The sequence below is a fragment of the Halobacillus halophilus genome, from assembly GCF_020171985.1.
GTDB classification, from domain to species: domain Bacteria; phylum Bacillota; class Bacilli; order Bacillales; family Halobacillaceae; genus Halobacillus; species Halobacillus halophilus_A.
On the sequence record NZ_JAIVAL010000003.1, the window covers coordinates 69713 to 92042 of the forward strand.

19 protein-coding genes are annotated in these 22330 nt (G+C 43.5%); 6 read left to right on the forward strand and 13 right to left on the reverse strand.

From position 1 onward, the window contains the following. Positions 1-129: 129 nt before the first annotated feature. The 3 genes from LCM11_RS07140 to LCM11_RS07150 all read right to left on the reverse strand — a co-directional run bounded on the left by LCM11_RS07140 (position 130) and on the right by LCM11_RS07150 (position 1436). On the reverse strand, positions 130-519 hold the full coding sequence (locus tag LCM11_RS07140) for a CBS domain-containing protein (protein ID WP_224893560.1): 390 nt from the start codon (positions 517-519) through the stop codon (positions 130-132). Positions 520-736: 217 nt separating this feature from the next. Beyond that, positions 737-919 (reverse strand): hypothetical protein, encoded by a 183-nt coding sequence (locus tag LCM11_RS07145; RefSeq protein WP_224893561.1) that lies wholly within the window; start codon positions 917-919, stop codon positions 737-739. After that, positions 897-1436 carry a 3-dehydroquinate synthase II gene (locus LCM11_RS07150; RefSeq protein ID WP_263622404.1) on the reverse strand — a complete coding sequence of 180 codons (540 nt, stop codon included), beginning with the start codon at positions 1434-1436 and terminating at the stop codon, positions 897-899. Before LCM11_RS07150 ends, LCM11_RS07145 begins: the two co-directional genes overlap by 23 nt. A gap of 140 nt (positions 1437-1576) precedes the next feature. Between LCM11_RS07150 and LCM11_RS07155 the strand changes: the two genes are divergently transcribed. After that, positions 1577-2761 (forward strand): M20 metallopeptidase family protein, encoded by a 1185-nt coding sequence (locus LCM11_RS07155; RefSeq protein ID WP_224893562.1) that lies wholly within the window; start codon positions 1577-1579, stop codon positions 2759-2761. Between the two features lie 390 nt (positions 2762-3151). On the opposite strand, the gene LCM11_RS07160 is transcribed toward LCM11_RS07155, so the two are convergent. After that, positions 3152-3988, reverse strand: a complete 837-nt coding sequence (locus LCM11_RS07160) for an aldo/keto reductase (protein WP_263622406.1) — start codon at positions 3986-3988, stop codon at positions 3152-3154. Positions 3989-4162: 174 nt separating this feature from the next. Between LCM11_RS07160 and LCM11_RS07165 the strand changes: the two genes are divergently transcribed. Continuing rightward, complete coding sequence (locus tag LCM11_RS07165; RefSeq protein ID WP_224893563.1) at positions 4163-4660, forward strand: Lrp/AsnC family transcriptional regulator; 498 nt, start codon at positions 4163-4165, stop codon at positions 4658-4660. Then, complete coding sequence (locus LCM11_RS07170; RefSeq protein WP_224893564.1) at positions 4657-5838, forward strand: aminotransferase; 1182 nt, start codon at positions 4657-4659, stop codon at positions 5836-5838. The genes LCM11_RS07165 and LCM11_RS07170 overlap by 4 nt, the downstream gene beginning before the upstream one ends. Positions 5839-5899: 61 nt before the next feature. Here LCM11_RS07170 and LCM11_RS07175 read toward each other — a convergent pair whose 3' ends face one another. Continuing rightward, positions 5900-7573: an NlpC/P60 family protein gene (locus tag LCM11_RS07175; protein ID WP_224893565.1), complete on the reverse strand. Its 1674-nt coding sequence runs from the start codon at positions 7571-7573 to the stop codon at positions 5900-5902. A gap of 217 nt (positions 7574-7790) precedes the next feature. Further along, complete coding sequence (locus LCM11_RS07180; RefSeq protein WP_224893566.1) at positions 7791-8270, reverse strand: sigma-70 family RNA polymerase sigma factor; 480 nt, start codon at positions 8268-8270, stop codon at positions 7791-7793. A 368-nt stretch (positions 8271-8638) separates the two neighbouring features. On the opposite strand from LCM11_RS07180, the gene LCM11_RS07185 reads away from it, so the two are divergent. After that, a complete protein-coding gene (locus LCM11_RS07185; RefSeq protein ID WP_224893567.1) occupies positions 8639-11641 on the forward strand; it encodes a carbohydrate binding domain-containing protein in 3003 nt (1000 codons plus the stop codon). A 160-nt stretch (positions 11642-11801) separates the two neighbouring features. Beyond that, positions 11802-12833, forward strand: coding sequence for a LacI family DNA-binding transcriptional regulator (locus LCM11_RS07190; protein WP_224893568.1), 1032 nt, complete (start codon positions 11802-11804; stop codon positions 12831-12833). A 61-nt stretch (positions 12834-12894) separates the two neighbouring features. Here LCM11_RS07190 and LCM11_RS07195 read toward each other — a convergent pair whose 3' ends face one another. The 7 genes from LCM11_RS07195 to LCM11_RS07225 form a co-directional block, all read right to left on the reverse strand. Then, complete coding sequence (locus LCM11_RS07195) at positions 12895-13578, reverse strand: CPBP family intramembrane glutamic endopeptidase (protein ID WP_224893569.1); 684 nt, start codon at positions 13576-13578, stop codon at positions 12895-12897. Positions 13579-13822: 244 nt separating this feature from the next. Next, positions 13823-15166 (reverse strand): GH1 family beta-glucosidase, encoded by a 1344-nt coding sequence (locus LCM11_RS07200; RefSeq protein WP_224893570.1) that lies wholly within the window; start codon positions 15164-15166, stop codon positions 13823-13825. Positions 15167-15218: 52 nt separating this feature from the next. After that, positions 15219-16058 (reverse strand): carbohydrate ABC transporter permease, encoded by an 840-nt coding sequence (locus tag LCM11_RS07205; protein ID WP_224893571.1) that lies wholly within the window; start codon positions 16056-16058, stop codon positions 15219-15221. Beyond that, a complete protein-coding gene (locus LCM11_RS07210; protein WP_224893572.1) occupies positions 16045-17013 on the reverse strand; it encodes a carbohydrate ABC transporter permease in 969 nt (322 codons plus the stop codon). Before LCM11_RS07210 ends, LCM11_RS07205 begins: the two co-directional genes overlap by 14 nt. Before the next feature lie 66 nt (positions 17014-17079). After that, positions 17080-18372, reverse strand: a complete 1293-nt coding sequence (locus LCM11_RS07215; RefSeq protein ID WP_224893573.1) for an ABC transporter substrate-binding protein — start codon at positions 18370-18372, stop codon at positions 17080-17082. A gap of 384 nt (positions 18373-18756) precedes the next feature. Next, positions 18757-19704, reverse strand: coding sequence for an LCP family protein (locus LCM11_RS07220; protein ID WP_224893574.1), 948 nt, complete (start codon positions 19702-19704; stop codon positions 18757-18759). Positions 19705-19909: 205 nt separating this feature from the next. Beyond that, entirely contained in the window at positions 19910-20587 is a 678-nt protein-coding gene (locus tag LCM11_RS07225; protein ID WP_224893575.1) for a lysozyme family protein, read from the reverse strand. Between the two features lie 191 nt (positions 20588-20778). Here LCM11_RS07225 and LCM11_RS07230 point away from each other — a divergent pair, with 191 nt between their 5' ends. Then, positions 20779-21888: an NADH:flavin oxidoreductase gene (locus tag LCM11_RS07230; RefSeq protein WP_224893576.1), complete on the forward strand. Its 1110-nt coding sequence runs from the start codon at positions 20779-20781 to the stop codon at positions 21886-21888. Positions 21889-22330 lie beyond the last annotated feature (442 nt).

A 22330-nucleotide genomic window follows, 5' to 3' on the forward strand; every position in this document is an offset into this window, starting at 1 on the left:
CCAATCACATGGAACTTAAACCCAAATATTTACTTGTAATATTTTCTTAATATAGTAAATTGAGTTTAAATTTTTTTCCTTACTAATGTTTCTTCTTTTAATTGTTGCTTCAACCTTTAGACGTTTCACTCATGATGTTTCAGCTATTTCATCGGATCCCTGTTTTCCTATATCTCCTACACTTACTACACCACTAATGGTATCTTGATCCACAACCAGCAAGCGGCGAATCTGATGATTTTGCATTAAACGAGCAGCTTCAGCTATTTCCATGTCTGAAGAACCTGTAATGATTTTTTCGGTCATAATATCAGAAACTTTTACATTATCAGGCGACCCTTTAGCAAGGCCTTTTACTACGATATCGCGGTCAGTAACGACGCCTGCATATTTCCCATTTTCGACAATAGGTACAAACCCAACATCTTCTTCTCTCATACATTTTGCCACTTCTGACAAGTTATCGGAGGCTTCGCAGGTCATAAGATTCGTATTCATATACTCTTTTACTGCTGTCATCATTCATCCACCCTCTCTAGTTAATTTTGATTACATTTGTTCATTTTACTTTTAATGGTAATTCTAAACGATGTTCGTTACATTTCCTCCATTTGTCTTACGAGGCAATGGAGACATTATTACTTTAGTCAGATTTTAATCTTATATAGAAAAATATGGTTTACTTCTTTATTTAAAAGGAAAAGTATTACATTATACAAAAATAATGAAAGGAGAGTCAGAAGATGACCACCGCACTAGGATATGGTTTCTTATTCACCTTTGTTGCTATCGTTCGTTTCTTCTTATGTAACAGCCAAACTAGAAATCGGTAAAGCTGTAAATTCCGGTGAATAAAAAACAATGCTTCCACCCTTATTTGCGGAAGCATTGCCCTTTTATTTCTCCCATATAACTTCATCCACTTGCTCCCCTAAATGCCGGCCAGGCTTATCCTTAATCCCGAGAAGGCGGTGCCCAGCTTCCAGACTGAGTAAAGGAAGTTCCCCTTTCTCCTCTTCCATCACATATACACTCGAAGACTTTTGCAGCGTAGCCGAAATCATCCCCTCTTCCGTCTGACATTCAACCCTTAGAAACGGGCGCTTTTCGACCTTCACGCGTCCAAGAGGTAGTTCCCGGTCCTCTTTTCCAGATAAGACCAGACTTTCTCCAGGGTTCAGTTCATGTAAATAAGAGGTTTTTCCCTCTTGATATAAGTATTGATGGAATGCGCCGCAGTTAATTCGAAAAGGACGCGGTGGATAACCGTCCGACTCGCGGTTCTCGGAAAGCACCTTCACGTACCCGTGTCCTGTATTGCCTATATAAAGCCCGTCCTCGGGATTAAGAACGTCGATAAAATCCAGACATACCCTCATGCCTTCACCAATTTCCTCAACCTTCGTTACTTCTATATATTCGTTTTTGCTCGTCATCGATTGATTGGACCTCCTTTTTCTTAATAAATCAAGTATATCAGACCCTATGCCCGTCTCGAATATAGAATATTCGAATAAATAGTTGTCCTCTGGGGTACGGATGTGTCATGGTTAAAAAAAACAGTAGAGGTGATTGGATGACAACGTTGTTGGAACAAGCTCAAACCATGCAGACTGATTTAACCCAGTGGCGCCAGTATTTACATCAAAACCCGGAGACAGGGTATGAAGAATATAATACATCACGATTTGTGCAGGAAAAACTGAGAGAATTCGGTTATGACCCTTCCGTGATCGCAAAAACCGGGGTCGTCGCGTTGCTCGACTCCGGGAACCCTGGACCCACAGTTGGGTTAAGAGCCGACATGGATGCTCTTCCCATCCAGGATGAAAAAACGGCAAGTTATGCTTCAAATACGCCAGGCAAAGCCCATTTATGCGGACATGATGGGCACACCACCATGCTGCTCGGGGCAGCGAAGCTATTAAAAAATAATCCCCCTGTACAAGGCAGGATTAAGCTTGTATTTCAGCCGGCGGAAGAAGCGCTCTTTGGCGCTCGAACGATGATTGAGGATGGCGTTCTTGAAAATCCTGAGATCGACGTTATGGCTGGTCTGCACGTTAATCCGGATTATCCTGTTGGGCAAGTAACCTGCGCTCAAAAAGAAGCCTGTGCAGCCGCTGATTTCTTTGACCTTGAGGTTATTGGAAAAGGCGGTCACGCGGCCCAGCCTCACAAAGCAGCAGATCCGATCAGTGTAGCTGCCGAAGTCATCAGTTCCCTGCAGCAGGTTGTCAGCCGCCAGGTGAATCCTTTGTCTCCCACAGTACTTACCGTCGGCCAGATTCACGGCGGTTCTGCGAACAATGCGATCGCCCCAAGAGTTTCGATAGGCGGCACCGTCCGAACTCTGGACCCAGAAGTGCGCGACTCCATCGAAGCGAAAATGGAAAGCATCATTAAAGGAATTACCCAGGGCTTCGGAATGGATTATCGTTTCCACTACCAATATTTTTATCCGCCGCTTGTGAATGATGAAGATCTGCTCCCTTCAGTGGAACAGGCCGTAAACGATGTATTCGGTCCTGAAAGGTTCTCTGTTATTCCACCTTCAATGGGCGGAGAAGACTTTTCCTTTTATGCCGAAAAGATTCCCGCGATTTTTTTCCGGCTTGGAGTTAGGAATGAAGAGAAAGAAGCCGTTTATCCTCTTCATCATCCGCAGTTTGATCTTGATGAGGACGCACTTCCTTATGGGTCTGCGACTTTGACACAGTGGGCGCTTTCGATGACGAAAGATTTAAAGAGATATAAATAATCATGAGGAAAAGCTTGTAGAGATGAGTTCTCTGCAAGCTTTTCTATTTTGTTAGGGTAGCACCGGGGTTCGTGTTTAGGGGACTTGCTTTTGATTGGGCCATGTGCTACCTCGATTGGGTCGTGCTCTTCCTCAATTGGGTGAAGGAGGGTATCGAGTTGAAAGGTTTTCCGCTTGCAGAGAGACGAAGATCTTCAAATATATGAAATGAAGTTTTGGGTAGGAAGGCAAGAAAATAATCCAAAGCAAGTTCACCGCGGTACCCCGCCCACCTTTTATGGATCGAATGTTTTATATCTCTTCTTTAAATATAAATCTATCTCTATTAAATCCATCTATCCTCTGTTTGGCATCAAAAAAGCGCACCCTCGTGGATGCGCTTTTCGCTCATTAAAATTCTTCATACTCTGCCGGATCCTGGTCATTCAGTCGACCGTCCGGGCGGGTTAACTCTGCAATCATTCCCATCTCTTCATCACTGAGTGAGAAATCGAATATGGACAGATTCTCCAGCTGGCGCTCAGGGGAAGCGGATTTGGGAATCGGGATCGCTCCCAGCTGATGGTGCCAGCGTAAGACAACCTGCGAGGTTGTCTTCTGATGCGCGTCTGCTATTTTCTGCAGCGTTTCATTATGAATAATCTCACTTGCTTTGGCGAGTGGACTCCAGGATTCTGTTTTAATTTCATGTTCATCGTTAAAGATCCGCTGCTCTTCCTGATTGAAAAATGGATGCAGTTCGACTTGGTTGATGCTCGGTTTCACGCCCGTCTCATTTTCCAGGCGTTCCAAATGTTCAGGCAGGAAGTTGCATACGCCGATAGAACGAACCAGTCCCCACTTTTTCGCATCAATTAATGCTTGCCAGGCCTCTACGTAGTTATCCTGTTTAGGATTAGGCCAGTGGATCAAATACAGATCGTAGTAATCCAGATCAGCCCGGTACAGAGACTCCTGAATTGCTGTAACAGCTTTATCATAGGTCTGGTAACGACCTGGAAGCTTAGAGGTGATCATCAGCTCTTCCCTCGGAATGGAACTGCGGCGGATGGCTTCCCCAACGGTTCCTTCATTCTCATAGTTATAAGCGGTATCAATTAGTCGATACCCGGTATCAATGGCACTTGTGATGGCTTGAACACCAGCATTTCCGTTCAATGCGTAAGTTCCAAAGCCTATCGCTGGTAAGGTCAAACCGTCATGAAGTGTAATGTTTGGAATACTCATAATCGACTCCTTCCTTAAGATGTTCTCAGCGTACCATTTCAATGAATAATTTTCCAAATATTCGATCTTATTTTGATCTTTGATAAGCGATAATGTAAATATCTTTGAAACAAGGTTCTCGTTTATACCTAATACTGTTAAAATGATGGGATAGAAGGAAAGTAGGTGACTCCAATGAAAGAGACAGAAATTCAGGTTTTGAAGATTATTGAGAAGAATGCAAATTTAGGCGTAGCTAAAATCGCCAAGATGATGGGAAAAAGTGAACAGGAAATCCAGCAAGTCATTGATGATCTCGAAGACAAAAAAGCGATTCTTGGCTATTCCACTTTAATTGACTGGGCTAAGGTCGTAGAGCATGAGGAAGTCACAGCTATGGTGGATGTGAAAGTGACACCGGCTCGCGGGGTCGGTTTTGATAAAGTGGCCGAGCGTATTTATCGTTTTCCTGAGGTGAAAGCGGTGTATTTAATGTCCGGGGCTTATGATTTATCCGTTACGGTTAATGGAAAGACAATGATGGATATCGGTAAGTTCATTTCCGAGAAGCTCTCGGCACTTGATTCCGTACTATCCACCACTACTCATTTCGTCCTGAAAAGATACAAACACGACGGCTTTATTCTGGAAGACGATGATGAAGATGATAAAAGAATCGTGGTATCTCCATGAGTAAAAAGTCGTTCGTTTCAAAGCATGTGGAGGATCTGAAACCGTCGGGGATTCGCCGTTTTTTTGATGTTGCCGCTCAAATGGAGGATGTCATTTCCCTGGGAGTCGGCGAGCCGGACTTCGTGACCCCGTGGAATTTTATCGAGCAAAGCTTCCATTCGCTTGAGCAAGGGTACACATCATATACGGAAAATGCAGGGATGATCGAACTGCGGAAAGAAATCAGCACATACCTAAATGGGAATTTCCAGTTGGACTATGATCCTGCCGAACAAGTAATTGTTACGGTAGGGGCAAGTCAAGCCATTGATCTTGCTTTGAGGGCGGTGGTCGAGCCTAGTGATGAAGTCATCGTTGTCGAACCAAGCTTTGTGGCTTATGTTCCTACCGTCAGTCTTGCTGGAGGGACGCCTGTCACAATCCAGGCAGAAGCAGATAATGAATTTAAACTCACCGCAGAAGCTATTGAAGAAGCGGTTACCCCAAGAACAAAAGCGATCATGCTCTGCAACCCGAACAATCCAACCGGCACCTTTTTAACGAAAGAGGAACTGGAACCGATTGCTGAGGTAATTGAGAAGCACGATTTAGTAGCGCTGTCAGATGAAATATACGCGGAACTCACGTATGACGCTTCCTATACGAGTTTCCCTTCGCTTGCCGGCATGAAAGAGCGGACCATTCTGATCAGCGGCTTTTCAAAAGCATTCGCCATGACTGGCTGGCGCCTCGGTTATGCAGCAGGTCCACCTGATTTAATTGCGGCCATGGTAAAGATTCATCAATATACCATGATGTGCGCACCGACAATGGCTCAGCACGCGGCACTGGAAGCGATGAAAAACGGACGCCCGAGCGTGCGGGATATGTTTGAAAGCTACAAGCAGCGACGAAACTTTATCGTAACGAGTTTAAATGAAATGGGACTCGACTGTCCGAACCCAGGCGGCGCTTTCTATGCTTTTCCTTCCATTAAAGCCACCGGATTATCCTCCGCAGAATTCGCCGAGCAATTGCTTCACGAAGAACAGGTTGCTGTCGTTCCTGGGGATGTATTCGGTGAAAGTGGAGAAGGCTATATCCGCTGCTCCTATGCCACTTCCCTGAAACAGCTGGATAAGGCAATGGACCGCATGAAACGATTCGTGGAAAGCCGAACCCCTAAAACCGTAAGTTAAGTCAGACATAATTAACGATGACAAAAACCACCTCCCCGTCTCTTAGGGAGGTGGTTTTGTTTTAGTTCGCTGGATCTTCCGGGTTTACTGGTGGATCTTCTGGATCTTCAGGAGGATTCTCTGGATCTTCCGGCTCTTCAGGTTCCGGGACATCATCGTAATTCTCCTTAGTTACACGTTTCGCACCTACGTATTTCGGTCCCCAGAAGCTGCTCGTCACTAAGTTTGTCACGGTGACTCCTTTTGATACTGTCACATGAACGATTTGATTATTGCCGACATAAATCGTCGGATTTATATAATTCGCTTCCAGGAAGACAATATCTCCGGGCTGCAAGTCTTCCCGAGCCACATCCTCTCCTATTTCCATTTGGTCGTATCCATCGTCTGGAAGCTCAATACCTTCTGCTTCCATAAATACATATTGAACAAATTCAGCCGCTCCGAATCCCTCTGGCGTTGTACCGCCTGCTTGATAAGGAGATTCACCTATGTATTTCGTTGCTTCTGATACGACCGGGTCTTCTTCCGGGATTCGTAAATTCTCGAAGCGTTTAACTCCGGTAAATTTCTTCTGCCAATAGGAAGAACTCAACGAAGCAATGCTGATGCCGTAGGTTCTCGAAGCGTGAATGATTTTCCCGTTTCCTACATAAATCCCATTATGCGAAATTCCTTCCCGGTATGTATTACTGAAAAATACAACATCCCCTACTTGAATATCTTCAAGAGCGACATCCTGTCCTACTTCCCACTGCCGATCCGTAGACCGGGGAAGATATAAACCTTTCGCATCTTCATAGACACGTCTCGTAAAAGCGGAGCAGTCAAATCCTTCTGTCGTTTCGCCGCCGAATAAATAGGGAATACCGAGATAAGGCAGGGCCGCAGCTACATAATCATTTTCAAGTGCGATGTCTTTTGGATAGATTAATTCATAGTTGACGCGGTCTTCATACGTTTCCCCTTTATAAGTGAAGGTTCTCGTATTTTCCCCTTCTTCCAGAGGCTGGTCCAGATGAATGACAGCTGTTTCTTCATTGTTAAAAGTGGCAGAGATCTGATAGGCACTGATCGCCACCGCTTCTTCAAGCTCAAGGAACAAATCACCATATCCAAATTCGGTGTTATAGGATAGCAAGGCGAAATCACCACGGATCATAGGCTCATTCGGCTCAAACGTAGTTGCAGAGGTACCTGAAATCAGTCCATGTGAATATAAGACACGAAGGTAGTCCGTATACCAGGCCTGGTTATTTACATCTTCAAAAGGTAAAGCATTCCCTTCCTGCATTTCCAGGTTGTATCCCTCTACGATAATTTTGGATAACTCTGCCCGGGTAATATCCTCATTGGTTCCAAATAAACCATCGCCGTTTCCTACAATAATTCCTGCATTGTATAAAGCGTTGACTGCTCCTGAATACCATTCTCCCTGCTTCACATCCGTAAACGGAGCAGGAGGAGCATTTTCTGTGTCTAAGTTTAATAGCCGGGTAATCATAAGGGCCGCTTCCGCACGGGTGATTTCGGATCGATATTTAAATTCTCCATCCGAATAGCCCTGAACTATTTCTTTATCTGCGAGCGCATGAATCGGTTCATAATAAATCGTGCCTTCATCAACATCAGAAAACTGTTTGGATCCTGCATCCACTGTATGAAGCGGGATAAGAAGAGCAATGGGCAAAACAATCGAGGCGATCGCCCGTTTTACATATGTACGTCTGGTCATAAGAATCTCATTCCTCCTAAGTTTATTGAAACGTCGATATTTGTCTCTAAAAGCTATATCGACTCGAATTGTAAAGTCTTCAATAAACGGAGGTTAATTTTATGAAAATCATGGAATGAAGGTACAATTACCTAGTCTAATAGATTGAAAAAAATGACTGTCCCGATCGAGACAGTCTCCAAGATTCCTTACCAGTATTGATGCTCCCTTCCTCTGCTCAGCACTCACTCATAAAATTTCTTCCTACCTTATGCTTGATCTTTTTCCTGTACCTTTTCACCGTCGATACACTGACCGATCGATCCGCCGATATCTCTTCGACTGTATAACCTTGCAGCGTTAAATGAAGAATTTCACTCTCGAGGCAGCTCAGTCGACTGCAGTAAAATACATCATAATAGTGATTAAATTCGGAAGTCGGATCAGGAAAGTATCCATTCTCTTTCGGATACAAAATCGAGATTCGGTTCAAGTAGTGCTGCTCTTTTTGAAGAATAGTTCGAAAGTGGTAATGTAACTGCCAGGCGAAATAAGTAGAAAATTTAGAGAGTGAAGCGTCGTAGCGCTGAATGCACTGGTCATAAACAAAGTAAGCATCCTGTATGTAATCCTCATAGGGCAGGGGCATACCTAACTGATGCAGTACATGATGCACGAGGGGATGGTAATCTTCAAATGGACAATGGAAATGGTTCATCGTTTCTCTTTTCTATTGAATATTCAATCAAGTAATACGCGCTTCCTTATTATTACCTATAATGGATAAAAATGATAGACTGATTTTGTAAATTTTAGTCCTTTTACACTATAAATATTTTAATCTCCCGTAATTATTTAACAGGTACCTCTTGCCAATTCAGAAAATTGTGGTAAGATATGGACTAACATAACAGAGACCTAATAGGCGTCATATTTTTTTAAGCAAAAACGAAAGCGCTTTCGCAATTGTATCCACTTACGTTTCGCTTATTTTTTTGCTCGTTAACGAAACCGGTTTCTGTTACCTGTCGATGGTTGGTGGGAGTTTGCCCACTTCATCATATATAATCCTTAGAGGAGGAATACATGTTGAAAAAATGGTTGTTCATTTGTATGTTGCTGGTGATGGTGTTTGCTTCAGCAGCTTCCCCTGTTTTAGCCAAGTCAAAGAAAGGAGCTGCGAATGAATGGAGTGAGCAGGAGATCTTTTCAGGCTTGGAAAAAAGCTTAAAAAATCCTAATGCTGCATTATCGAAAGGGGAATTCGCTTCCCTGGTGAATCGAGTGTTTGGTTACGAAGACAACGAGGCTGACTATTGGGAAATTGTCTTTGAGGACGAAGCTTCCAAAAATTCAGTGATTAAACAAGAAGATGCTGTCGAGATGATGACCTATCTCATGCCCGAAGAAGAAAAGTTAACCTCCAATGAACTAAGCGTGAAAGCTGAAAAGCCCCTCAAAGTTTCCAAAGCGATGGAGATTTTTGATACGCTGATCGAGCAGACATACACCGAACCGGGTACATATGAGGATGAAACAATTGAAGGTACAGCGGTGATCAGTGCAAAGGATGTTACCCTGAAAAACACAACGATCACCGGTGATCTATACATTACCCAGGGGACTAAAGAAGGCTGGACGAAGTTAGAAAACGTCACGGTAGAAGGAACAACTTACGTGCACAAGCAGGTGCAGAATCACGTACGTCTAATCGATTCCGATGTGAATCAAGTAAAAATCTACGAACCCGGTCAAAAAGAAACGGATTGGTCGCTCGTATGGTCCGATGAGTTTATGACAGCCGAGATTGATGACTCCAAATGGACCTACGACATCGGCAACTGGATCGTCGATGAAAATGGTGAAGGAATCGCTCAGGGCTGGGGTAACAACGAGCAGGAATATTACACCGATTCTCCTGAGAATTCGTATATTGAGGACGGAAAACTGGTTATTAAAGCTCAAAAAGAAGAAGAGCCGATTACCGATCAATTTGGTTCATACGATTATACTTCTGCCAAGCTGAAAACGAAGGGATTATTCAGCAAGAAGTACGGTAAATTCGAAGCCCGAATGAAACTTCCGGAAGGCCAAGGGTTCTGGCCTGCCTTTTGGATGATGCCGGAAGACAGTGTCTATGGGGAATGGGCTGCCTCAGGGGAAATTGACATTATGGAAGCAGCCGGAAGAGACACGAGCAGTATTGGTGGAACGATTCATTATGGTTCACAAAACCCAAATAATACGTACCGCGGCACGGAATATCATTTTCCAGAAGGAACCGATTACACGGACTATCACACCTACTCTGTGGAATGGGAGCCGGGAGAAATCCGCTGGTATGTAGACGGAGAACTCTATCAGACACTGAATAACTGGTTCAGTAAAGGGGAAGACGAAGCCGCAAACTATACCTACCCTGCACCTTTTGACCAGGAATTCTATCTTATTATGAATCTCGCTGTTGGCGGATGGTACGGCGGAAATGCAGATGAAACGACGCCTTTCCCGGGTATCATGGAAGTGGACTACGTCCGTGTCTATGAATTAACCGGACGCGATTATAAAGAACCTGTGAAACCTGAAATCGAGGATGAAGAGCTTCCTGAAGACGCTAAACAGCCACTGGAAGACGGAAACCTCATTTATGATAACCAATACACTAAAGAATTCAATCGAGTAGACGATGGAAACGACTCCTACGAGCCAGTGTATTGGAACTTCCTTCAGCTTCCAGATTTTGAAGGCGCTGGTTCCATCTCAACAGCTGACGTCGATGGAGAGACGTTTGCCAAAACCGAAATTAGTAATCCTGGAAACGCCTTGTGGTCGCTTCAGCTGATCCAAAATGCAGCGATCGTTGAAGGGCATACGTATAAGGTCAGTTTTGATGCTAAATCCAATACGTCCAGAAACATGATGACCAAAGTTTCAGGCGGTGCGGAAAGAGGATATGCCAACTACTCCGGCGAGCAGTCGATCGCCCTGTCGGATCAGGTACAATCGTTTGAGTACACCTTCACCCTTAACCAGGACACGGATCTTGCAGCCAGACTCGAATTCAATATGGGCGCAAATGGAACAGCCCCTGTCTGGATTGGAAATGTCCGCATGGAAGATATCACGGGAACAGAAGAAACAAGTGATCAAAAGACTCCTCTTCCAGATGGAAACCATGTGTACAATGGAACATTTGACCAGGGAGATCAGTCCCGCATGATTTATTGGAACGTGAATACCTCAGATGATGCGGTCGCAGAAGCAAGCGTTGACTCCGAAACACGCGAACTGCACCTGGATATTTCGGAAGGCGGAGACTCCCCTGAAGCTGTCCAGCTGAGTCAAACAGGACTTCAATTTCTGAAAGGAAATACGTACGCTCTTACGTTTGAAGGACGTGCTGAGGAAAATCAATCCATTGAAGTGGCTTTCCTGAGTAAAGACGGCACGGTTCGTTATGCAGAGCAGGATGTTCAGTTAACGAAAGATATGAATACGCACGAAGTTACGTTTGAAATGCCGCAGGATATCACGGATCGTGAAGGACAGCTTGTTTTTAATACAGGCGGAAAGTCAGCCAGTATATACTTGGACAACGTCGTCCTGCTTCAAACATCCAGTTTTATTGATTACAGTAACGTAGACCTTTATCCTTTGACCAATGGAGACTTTACAGCTGGACTGGACGAGTGGTCTACTTATATTCACTTTGATGCCGGCGCTGAAATTACAGCTGACAATGGAGAACTTCAGGCTCATATTACCAATCCAGGTAATGAAATGTGGAGTGTACTCCTAGAACAGCCAGGACTTAAGCTTTCCAAAGGTGTTACGTACGAACTATCCTTTGACGCACGTTCCACTGTGGAAAGAGACATCGAACTTACGATAGAGAATGCTTCTTACCAGAGGTATTTCAGTGAAAAGATAGCACTTGGCACAGAGACTCAAACCTTCGACTATGAATGGAACATGACCGCGGACGACACGGTTTCCCTGAAGTTTTTAATGGGACAATTTGCTGAGGCTCATGACGTTTATATCGACAATGTCGTTTTACAAGTAAAGAATGCAAGTGAATACGAATAATCCATGATGAAAAAGGAAGCTGATGAAGCAGCTTCCTTTTTCAAACTTTAAGGTTTTTATGTTGGTTTTTCAGTCTTGCAATAAATACGGCTCGATATTATAATACATATATGCCAACAATCGAAAGCGCTTTCGATACGGGAGGAGATGGAATAAAACCATGGTAACTATATACGATATCGCTAAAAAAACAGGATACTCAGTTACAACCGTATCCAAAGCACTTAACAACTATGCGGATGTCAGTCAGAAAGCAAGAAAAACCATTTTAGATGCGGTGGAAGAGATGGGGTATTTACCTAATTCTCATGCCCGCACCCTGACGACAAAAAAATCATGGACAATCGGTGTTATTTTCATCGAATCATTAGGGATTGGGATGAAGCATCCTTTTTTCAGTTCCGTTATTGAAAGCTTCCGCAAAAATGTAGAAATACTCGGCTATGATCTGCTATTTGCTTCCCGCATGATCAATAACCAGAAGAAAAGTTACCTCGAGCAGTTCAAATACCGCGGAGTCGACGGAGTAGTAATCGTCAGCTCGTTATTTAACGATAAGCAGGTTAAGGAACTCATGGAATCGACTATTCCTACGGTGGTCATTGATTTACATAGCAGCGAATCCGCTGTCGTGAAATCAGATAACTTCGACGGAAGCTATAAGGCTGTTGATTACCTGTATTCCCTGGGGCACCGTAACATGGCTCATATCGCAGGACACGCCACCACGTTTGCTGGACAGGAAAGACTGAATGGTTTCTTAACGTCGACGAAATCATTAGGACTCGATGTACCAGATGAATATATCGTAAACGGAGATTACTTTTCCCGGGAGGGTGGCTATGAAGCTATGAAAAAACTTCTGGCCCTTCCCCATCTCCCTACCGCTGTCTATGCAGCTGGTGATGAATTAGCGATTGGAGCTATGCAGGCTATCAAAGATGCTGGTTACAGCGTTCCGGAGGATTTTTCTATTATCGGGTTTGATGATATTGATATCGCCCAGTTCGTGAATCCGCCTTTGACGACCATCCGGCAGAATACGGATGTACTCGGTAAAGAAGCTGCGGAATTACTACTCCAGCAAATCAACAGCCGTCAGAAAGTGAACGACAGTATTGTCGTACCGGTTGAGCTCGTCATTCGTGACAGCTGTAAAGCTCTCGTCCAGACAGAAAGCTCTCCATCCTAATATAAGCTGTATCCTTCAAGGTTCGTCCTGGAGGATACAGTTTTTTTGTGCGCCGACCAAACTATGAGTAAAGGATAGGGACTACAATGACGACTATGGTGTTCCACAGTCCATGAGCAATCATAGGTGCGGTTAATCGCTTCGTATATAAATAAAGAATCGTATAAGCTGTACTAGGTACAAGAAGATCCACCCATTCTACTAAATCTGCAGGTAAATGACCGGCTGCAAAGAACAAAATGGAGAAAGCAGAAGCTATAAGCAGTACAATTTTAGAGTCTTTAAAAATGCCTGCTAGCGCGCCAATAAAAAATCCACGGTTGTATAACTCTTCAACAATCCCTCCACCTAAGATACCCAAAGGTAAATACCACAAAATATTCACCCAATTAGAATCAATCATCATGAGAACCTCAGAGATATCTTCACGGGAAGCCCCGCCTGTATGGGGAATGATCCAAATAAATTGCACTATGGCCCATCCAATCGCTGCAGCTGCCCCCAGCAGACTATCCTTTTTCCAATTCTCAGTGGTTACGCCTATGCTTCTAAAGTTCATCTTTAGAGATCGTAACCCAATGTACAATAAAGGGATGACAGTGACGGCTTGCAACAATCCAACAAGAGTTAAACCTGCACCCTTATATCCACCAAACGTCCCCATTTGAAAAGGAATTTGCGTGATGATAAACAGAATGAATCCACCTATAATGATTGAAAACCAAATGGCCAGACTCTTAATCATACTTGCCACCCCATTTCAATAAGTATGTTACGTACAGAAAGTGGCTCCCTCCTAATGTTGAAGTGAAACGTGATTTTCCAATTGCTCTCCCCATTTAAATTCTCGTCATTCAATGGACTTATTAACCTTATTTATATCTTCAGGAACCGTCTTTATATACGTATATAGTAGAAAACCGTTTCAATTTTCAGTGATAATAAAAAGAAAAAGACTGCTAGGAATTTTTCCCGGCAGCCTTTTTAACTTAAATCTCGAAAAAGTTATTATGAACCGTCTGCTGATACCAGTAATAGCTCTCTTTCTTCGTTCTTTCAAACGTACGGTAGTTGACATGAACAGCTCCAAATCGCTTACTGTACCCTTCCGCCCACTCGAAGTTATCGAGCAGCGACCAAAGGATATACCCCTTAATCGGAACTCCAGATTTCATAGCACGATGCAGAGCGGTTAAGTGTTTTTTCAAATAATCAATACGCGGCTGATCGTCGACAATACCGTTCTCTACTTCATGATTATAGCAGGCTCCATTCTCCGTAATATAAATTGGAACCTCGCCGTATTGCTGGTGAATATAGGTTAATAGTTTATAGAATCCTTCCGAATAGACGGGCCAGCCAATATCGGTCTTATCGTAATCCACCCAGATCGGTTCCGATTCAAACAATCCGCTGCCTTCTTTATAGCGCGCAATACTGCCCGAATAATAGTTGATTCCCATAAAATCAATCGGCTGAGATATCGTTTCCATATCGCCTTCTTCAACTTTTAGATGCGCATTGTTATCGGCAAAAATGGATTGAAGAAGCTCAGGGTAACTCCCTTTGAACACAGGGTCCATAAACCATTCGACCTTCCACTGCATCTCGCGGCGGCAGGCTTCATGATCCTCTTCAGCCGAGCTGAACGGCTCCAGCCAGTCCGCGTTCGGTGCATAGCCGATTTCCCCGTCAGGAACCATCTCACGAAAAGCTTCGACCGCTTTTCCGTGCGCCAGCAATAAATGATGAGAGACATCAACAGCTGCCTGAAGATCCTGCTTACCCGGGGCATGGACGCCTATGTAATTGGATAGGAAAGAAGCACACCACGGTTCGTTAATGGTAATCCAGTTCTTTACCTGGTCTCCAAACGCTTCGTACATAGCCTTTGCATACTCCTGGAACGCTTCAACCGTATCGCGGTTTTCCCAGCCGCCCTGATCCTGCAGCGACTGTGGTAAATCCCAGTGATACAACGTGATCATGGGTTCGATTCCATTCTCAAGAAGCGAGTCAATTAAACGCTGGTAATAAGCGACTCCCTCAGGATTCACCTCTCCCTTACCATGGGGAATGACACGCGGCCAGGAAATAGAAAAGCGATACACGTCCACGCCAAGATCCTTTAACAGCTGTACATCTTCTTCATACTTGTGGTAGCTGTCACACGCATAGTCCCCGTTGTCTCCATTTTTCACGTTTCCCGGGGTATGCGAAAAGGTATCCCAGATCGAAGGAGTCCGGCCGCCTATATTGGCCGCTCCTTCAATTTGGTAAGCTGCTGTTGCCGCTCCCCATTTCATCGATTTAGGAAATTCGATTGTTGTCATGTTCCGTACCTCCGAATAGCTTTATAGTTAAGTCGTATGTTCCTGTGATTTTTTACTTCACAGAACCTTCTGTAATACTAGAGATAAATAGTTTATTAAACATTAGGAAAATGATGATAAGTGGTACCGTTGCCCAGAACACACCGGACAGCACCATGCCAAAGTCCATATTATACGATTCATTTAAGGAAGCAAGCGCTACCTGAAGTGTATAAGACTCAGGGCTTCTTAATACGGTGAACTGCCACAGGAACTCGCCCCATACTAACGTGAAGACGATAATCCCAAGCGTTGCAAACGCCGGTTTAATAATCGGCAGTACGATACTGCGGTAAATTCTAAAGTTCGAACACCCATCCAGTTTAGCGGCTTCAATTAATTCATCCGGCACCGACTGGCTTACATATTGCCTCATTAAGAAGATTCCGAGCGGATTAAGCAGGTAAACGATACCCGCTCCAAATAATGTATCCAGCCATCCTAGTTGAGAAACCAGATAATACTGTGGAATTAATCCGAGTTGAGGCGGAATAACCATCGTAAGCAAAATGGATACAAATAAAACGTTTTTCCCTGGAAAATGAAACTTGGCAAATGCAAATCCTGCAAGTGAACTAATCAACAACACGAGCAGTGTCGTAATAGTACAGAGCAGGAACGTATTCCACATGGCCTGGAAGAACGGGATCTGATCCAGTACATTTTGAAAGTTTTCCACCAGCTTCGTTCCGGGAATCATTGCGGGTGGAATAGAGTTATACGCTTCACTTGGCCTTGTCGCCATGACAAACATCCAGTAAAACGGAAATAAAGATAAGAGAGATGCTAAGATCAGCACGGCATATATCGGAACCGATTTCATAGAGAATTTTTGCTTATTAGCCTTTGGCATGTTTAGCCCTCACTTTCTTACGTCGTTTAGATCCTGATGTTAACCAAGTGTTGATGGATGCAATAATCACAATAATGATAAGCAGTAAGACTGCCGTTGCAGATGCTGTACCAAAGGAATTGAGGTTAAAGGCATCACGGTATAAATACATAACGACCGTCATCGCTTCATCACGGTTAAATGCTGAACCACCAAGGAAAACAGTAGGTTCTGCGAAGAGTTGAAGTGCTCCAACCGTAGACATAAAGACGGTTAACACGATGAATGGTTTCAATAGAGGAATCGTAATATGGAAGAACTGCTGCACGCCGTTCGCCCCATCAATCTTAGCCGCTTCATATAAATCCTTAGGAATACTTTGGAGACCGGCAAGATAAATAATGGTGTTATATCCTACCCATCGCCAGAACACCATTAAGGAAATGGCAATCTTCGCTCCCCATTCTGAAGTTTTCCAGTTAATCGGATCTACACCAAACCAGCCGATTACATAGTTCGCAAGGGCCGACTCGTTGTTACTGAAAAAGACCCCAAATACTAATGCGACTGCTACCATCGACGTAATATATGGCATAAAAATGGTCACGCGGAAGAAATTTGTAAACTTAATGACCGCTAAATTTAAAAAGTAAGCGAGTATAATACCAACGATTAATTGCGGAGCGGTACCCATAACTCCGATAATAAGTGTGTTATAAAGCGATTTCCAAAATAAGGGGTCCTGAAGCACCAATGTAAAGTTCTGCATCCCGACATATTCCATCTCGCCAAACCCGCTCCACTTTTGAAAAGCAAGATAGATACTGAATATAGCGGGGTACAAACCGATAATGCCGAAAATGATAAAGAAAGGAGCTACATACAAATAGCCGGACAACATATCTTTTTTACTTTCTGACAGCTTTCTTTTTTTCGGTTCAGCCTTGTCCTTAGCCTTAGCCCTTGTTAATTCCACCCAGACTACCTCCTATTAATAAAGGGCCAGATCATAAGCAGCATCCAGCCCTTTGATTTTCAAAAATTATCGTTTCATAATGTCTTTGATTCTAGTAACAGCTGCTTCCCATTCTTCTTCTGGGTTCGCGCCTTCACTTACGTTTTGAAGAGCTGTCAGAATTTCGTTGTTCACCGTTACATAGTTTGGTCCTTTATAAGTAGCGGTAACTTTTTGAGCTGCTTCCGCGAATACTTCTGCTGTATTTTGACCGCCAAAGTACTCGTCCGAATTCTGAGTAAACTCTTCCATTTCATACGTAGCTGGAGTGGATGGGAATAATCCGCTTTCTACAAATGACTTCAATTGGTTTTCAGGATTAACTAACCATTTAGAGAATTTATAAACTTCTTCCGCATGTTCAGTTTCTTTTGGAATGGAGATGTAAGATCCACCCCAGTTTCCTGCAAACTGTTCTGGAAGCGTTGTTACGCGCCATTCGCCCTCAGCTTCAGGTGCGTTTTCTGTCATGTAGCCTTTCAACCAGGCTGGTGCCATCTCTACAGCGAATTCACCTTTGTTTAAAGCAGTGGCCCATTCCGGCGTCCACATTTCATAAGCTCCTACATATCCCTGTTCGTTTAACTCAACGGCAAAATCATAAGCATCTTTTACTTTGTTATCCTCATTTTCAATAAGCAGATCACCTTCGCGGTTGAAGTAGCTTACTTCAAGAGCATCCATGTTCGCACGGAACGCCATTTCCATACTATCGACCATTGGCTTTCCGGTAGTTTCTTTTACTGTTGCTGCTGCCTCTTTAAAGGCTTCCGGACTGGAAATTTGCTCTTTTACTTCTGCAGGATCTGTTGGAAGACCTGCATTCTCAAATACGCCTGTGTGATAATACATCGCTTTCGGTCCGATATCTGTTGGAAGTCCGAATAGGAAATCTCCTGATTCGTTCTCCGCTACTTTCCATTTCCAATCTAAATATTTATCCTGGAGATCACCTGCTCCCAGGTCATATAAATTCGTAAAACGCTCCTGTGCTTCACGGAAGCGGTCCAGCTGATCGACTTCAATCATCGTTAAGTCTGGTGCGCCTGTTCCAGAAGAAATGGCTGTGAATAGGCTATTGTGATGATCGCCAAGTTCAGACTTACGGATTTTAATTTTAACGTTCGGGTTTTCTTTCTCATATTCTTTAGCCAGGGACTCGTAATTCGTGGCTCCAAACACCCAGAAATCCAGTTCTACTTTTTCCCCGCTATTTCCGTCACCTTCACCTGAAGCGTTCCCCTCATCATTACTGCACGCAAACAAAATTAAACTTAAACCTAGAAGCAGACCAACTAGCAAACTCTTCTTAAACTTCACTGCGTTTCCCCCTTAAATAGTAAGTAATGAATACCTGAAGAAATCTACTCTCTCACAACAATTACGAAACCGGTTTCCGTTCTGCTTAAAAAAAGAGAAAACCTTATTAAAACTGTTTCGAAACCGGTTTCCGGTTGGTGTAAAAAAAATAGCCCTTCGTTTAACTTACTTTGATTATAAGACGTAATGTATCCGTTTTCAAGGGTTTTTTACAAAAAAAGAAACCGCTTTCGACTTTGCAGCTTCGGGAGAAGGGTTTTAACCACCCATTCTGTTCATTAATTTGACTGTTTTTATCATAAGATGTTTGTACCTTGGGCGTCTTTTAGGTGAATGCATCTGCCGCATCCTAAAAAAACAGCCTCCGTAGAGACTGTTTTGTACTTAAGAACTATATTCTTTTATCATTTCCTGTACGTTTTCTACTTCTTTATCCGGCACTTGAAGATAATAGATGCCATCGATTTTTGTACCGCTTCCTGTCATCTGGTACGTGGTCATATTTTCGCGGGCACTTCGATAATTCATCAACATATTCTGCATCGTACTGAAGTCCATATTCGTCGTCACATTGTCACCAAGAACATCCATAATGTCCCCGATTTTATTCACGGATCCGACACTTGCGCCTTTATCGATAATTCCCTGAATGACTTTACGCTGGCGTTCGTTTCGCCCAAAATCACCATTCGGATCCTGGTACCTCATGCGCACGTATCCCATCGTCTTCTCGCCATTCATCTCGATATTACCCTTTTCATATTCATATCCTTTTTCATAATAACCGGTATCGGTCCAGCTCAGTTCATTATCTACGGTTATTCCACCTACTGCATCGACCATTTCTGATAAACCTTCCATGTTCATCTTCACATAATAATCGAGTTCGAAGTCCAGAAAGTTCTCGACGGTATTTACCGCCATATCGGTCCCTCCAAACGCGTATGCATGGTTAATCTTATCAAGGTTGCCGGCCTGCGGATCATCGCCGACCATTTCGGTCCTCGTATCACGAGGGATACTAATGAGCTGACTTCGGTTGTTCTCGGGATCGACAGACAACACCATCAGGGCATCCGAACGACCACGGTCCCCGCTTCTCTCATCCACTCCCATCAAGAGGATATTCAGCGGTTCTTTTTCTTTCATTTTCTTCGTGGTGACTTCCGTATCAATAGCTGTTACTTGTTCTTGCATTTTTTTATCAACTGTATTTTTTGCACCACTATAGATGGTATAGGCGTACACGCCCCCGCCAATCAATAGGAATGCCAGTAAAAGGAGCGGGATTTTCCACCATTTCCCCTTTTTTAACCTAGAAGAACGAGACATTTATTCTTCACTCCAGATTCTATCTAAATTTCACACTATTTCCATTATATCTATCAACCTGCCATTCTACAAGATTATTTAAGATATTACAAAAAGTAGTATAAAGGAAACGAATATAGGAACGGTGCACACAAAAAACCCCATCCCTCTACAGACTAGTAGACGCTCGCCTATATAGGAATGGGATCCGGCTTGTTAGGAATGGTCACTCAAAGTACTTAAGAATTTCACCAACATAATTAAAATCTCCGTAACACGCATTTAATTCTGCTTCTTCGGGTGTGCGGCAGGTGTAATGGCCGGAATCTTTTAAGCTCGTAAACATTTTCTGAGAATAACGGATGGCCAGCTTCTTCGTGTAAGCTCCTCCATTATCTTTTACATAATCAATAAAACCATTACCGAAGTTATAGGATTGCAAAGCCAATTTCACATCATCATTGGCCTGTTTTAGAACTTCAGAAAAATAGTAAACACCCTGTTTAATGGACTTTGAGGGTTCGTCAATACACCCGGTTTCACCGCACAAGGACTCAGAAGCCTGCATCGGGTCCTCTCCCCTACCTTGAGACTCCTGCATCATCAGGGCCATAATCAAATTGGAGTAATCCTCCACCTCATAAGACGCAGCGTGTTTTTCAATTTGTTCTTCGTATTGCTGTACACTCTCTGAAACGTCAGGGGTTTCTGCAATCGGGAATTGCTCGCCGTCATAACTGATTTTGATAATGTCTTCTTCGGTCTCTTCTGCGTTTCCTTCAGGCATTTCAGTGGTATCTTTCGTAGAGGTTTGATCAGTAGAACGAGATGTAATAAGAAGCAGGGACAGAATTAAAATAAAGCTGGAGCAGGCCATTAAAATAAAAAAGGTTTGTCGTTTCATATGATAAAACGCCTCCTATTCATCTATTACCCCAAAAAATGAAAAATTATCCATTTTTAATAGTGGCAGCCTATCTTGTATCTTTATCACCATAGAACGCTTGAGGCTATAGATAGCGAGCATATACCTTGAAGTTGAGATATCCCCGACTTATGATGTGGAAGTAGACCAAAAGGAAAGGGAGTGGAAACATGAAATTTGAACATCTATTCTCAGATATACATCTAAAAAACGTGTCCTTAACCAATCGCTTCGTTGTGGCACCTATGACGCGGATCAGCGCTTTCGATAACGGTCATGCGAATGAAAAGATGAGACGTTATTATGAAAGGTTCGCTAAAGGCGGCTTCAGCACGATTATCACAGAAGGCATTTATACGGATGAAAAATACAGTCAGGGCTATTACAATCAACCAGGGCTTGCGAATGTTGAACAGATGAAGACCTGGGAACCTGTAGTGGAAACCGTGCATCAAGAAGGCGCTCACTTAATCGCCCAGCTTATGCATGCTGGTGGACAAAGTCAGGGTAATGCCTATACGGATGAGACGATTGCTCCTTCAGAAAACGCACCGAAAGGCGAACAACTTGGTTTTTACGGTGGTTCTGGTCCTTTCCCGACCCCAAAGAAAATGACGGAAGAAGATATTCAACAAGTGAAAGAATCTTTTGTTCAAAGCGCACAGAGAGCCAAGAGCGCAGGCTTCGATGGCGTAGAGCTTCACGGCGCGAACGGATACCTGCTTGATCAATTCTTAACCGATTATCTGAACGATCGAGATGATCAGTATGGCGGTTCTGTTGAAAATCGTCTCCGCTTGTTCATAGAAGTCATTCAAGATGTCCGTGAAGCTGTGGGTGAAGAATTTATAGTAGGAATTCGCATGTCTCAAATAAAAGTATCAGACCCTGAACATAAATGGACCGATGGCGAGGATGAAGCTGAGTATATTTTTTCAACCCTCGGAAACAGCTCTCTCGACTATATCCACGTGACAGATGGGGATGGTTCCGCTCCTTCATTCGGAACGGACAGCCGTACGTTAGCTCAGGCAGCGAAAGACTTTAGTGGACTTCCTGTCATCGCGAACGGTAAACTGGGCGACCCTGTAAAAGCGGAGAAAGTACTGGAAGGCAAACAGGCCGATCTAGTCTCGCTAGGTACCAGTGCACTTGCCAACCCGGATCTTCCGAATAAAATTCAGCTTGGGCAGGACTTAAATGAATTCGATTTCGAATCTACACTATTGCCTCAGGCTGACATCAAGGATCATGAATTACAAGTGGAACTCGTTAAATAACCAATGAAAAAAGCTGTTCTCCTTTTCGAAAAGGAGAGCAGCTTTTTTGTACCATTTACTAATCTATTTTCAGTGCAGTTGATTGATTTTTCATAAGAAACTTATTGAAGTATAGGGCCGAATTGTTGAAGACTCAGTTTCGAGATACTTGATGAGATTAAGGTCCTGCGGGGGACGATTTCGCTTTCCGCGGGCATGTGCTGAGCCTCCTCGAGCTAACGCTCTCCGGGGTCTCACCGATCATGTTCATCCCGCAGGAGTCTTCATCGTCCCCCTCCGGACCTTGCCCATTCAGAAGCTCGAAACCACTTCATACATTACCTACGTGTTGAGACATTAGAAAATATGGTTATACACCTATTTTTAGGTATAATGAATCCCAATAGCTTGTCATAAAACCATTTAATGTAAATTAAGGAGAAAATCTTTCCTCTTCTGTAAA

Excerpts from the sequence above, each read along its gene's own strand:
- LCM11_RS07205 (WP_224893571.1), bottom strand. The coding sequence starts at position 16,058 with ATGCCAAAGGCTAATAAGCAAAAATTCTCTATGAAATCGGTTCCGATA.
- LCM11_RS07150 (WP_263622404.1), bottom strand. The coding sequence starts at position 1,436 with ATGACGAGCAAAAACGAATATATAGAAGTAACGAAGGTTGAGGAAATT.
- LCM11_RS07165 (WP_224893563.1), top strand. The coding sequence starts at position 4,163 with ATGAAAGAGACAGAAATTCAGGTTTTGAAGATTATTGAGAAGAATGCA.
- LCM11_RS07155 (WP_224893562.1), top strand. The coding sequence starts at position 1,577 with ATGACAACGTTGTTGGAACAAGCTCAAACCATGCAGACTGATTTAACC.
- LCM11_RS07220 (WP_224893574.1), bottom strand. The coding sequence starts at position 19,704 with ATGTCTCGTTCTTCTAGGTTAAAAAAGGGGAAATGGTGGAAAATCCCG.
- LCM11_RS07145 (WP_224893561.1), bottom strand. The coding sequence starts at position 919 with ATGAAGTTATATGGGAGAAATAAAAGGGCAATGCTTCCGCAAATAAGG.
- LCM11_RS07170 (WP_224893564.1), top strand. The coding sequence starts at position 4,657 with ATGAGTAAAAAGTCGTTCGTTTCAAAGCATGTGGAGGATCTGAAACCG.
- LCM11_RS07190 (WP_224893568.1), top strand. The coding sequence starts at position 11,802 with ATGGTAACTATATACGATATCGCTAAAAAAACAGGATACTCAGTTACA.
- LCM11_RS07175 (WP_224893565.1), bottom strand. The coding sequence starts at position 7,573 with ATGACCAGACGTACATATGTAAAACGGGCGATCGCCTCGATTGTTTTG.
- LCM11_RS07200 (WP_224893570.1), bottom strand. The coding sequence starts at position 15,166 with ATGACAACAATCGAATTTCCTAAATCGATGAAATGGGGAGCGGCAACA.
- LCM11_RS07160 (WP_263622406.1), bottom strand. The coding sequence starts at position 3,988 with ATGAGTATTCCAAACATTACACTTCATGACGGTTTGACCTTACCAGCG.
- LCM11_RS07195 (WP_224893569.1), bottom strand. The coding sequence starts at position 13,578 with ATGATTAAGAGTCTGGCCATTTGGTTTTCAATCATTATAGGTGGATTC.
- LCM11_RS07230 (WP_224893576.1), top strand. The coding sequence starts at position 20,779 with ATGAAATTTGAACATCTATTCTCAGATATACATCTAAAAAACGTGTCC.
- LCM11_RS07140 (WP_224893560.1), bottom strand. The coding sequence starts at position 519 with ATGACAGCAGTAAAAGAGTATATGAATACGAATCTTATGACCTGCGAA.
- LCM11_RS07180 (WP_224893566.1), bottom strand. The coding sequence starts at position 8,270 with ATGAACCATTTCCATTGTCCATTTGAAGATTACCATCCCCTCGTGCAT.
- LCM11_RS07185 (WP_224893567.1), top strand. The coding sequence starts at position 8,639 with ATGTTGAAAAAATGGTTGTTCATTTGTATGTTGCTGGTGATGGTGTTT.
- LCM11_RS07225 (WP_224893575.1), bottom strand. The coding sequence starts at position 20,587 with ATGAAACGACAAACCTTTTTTATTTTAATGGCCTGCTCCAGCTTTATT.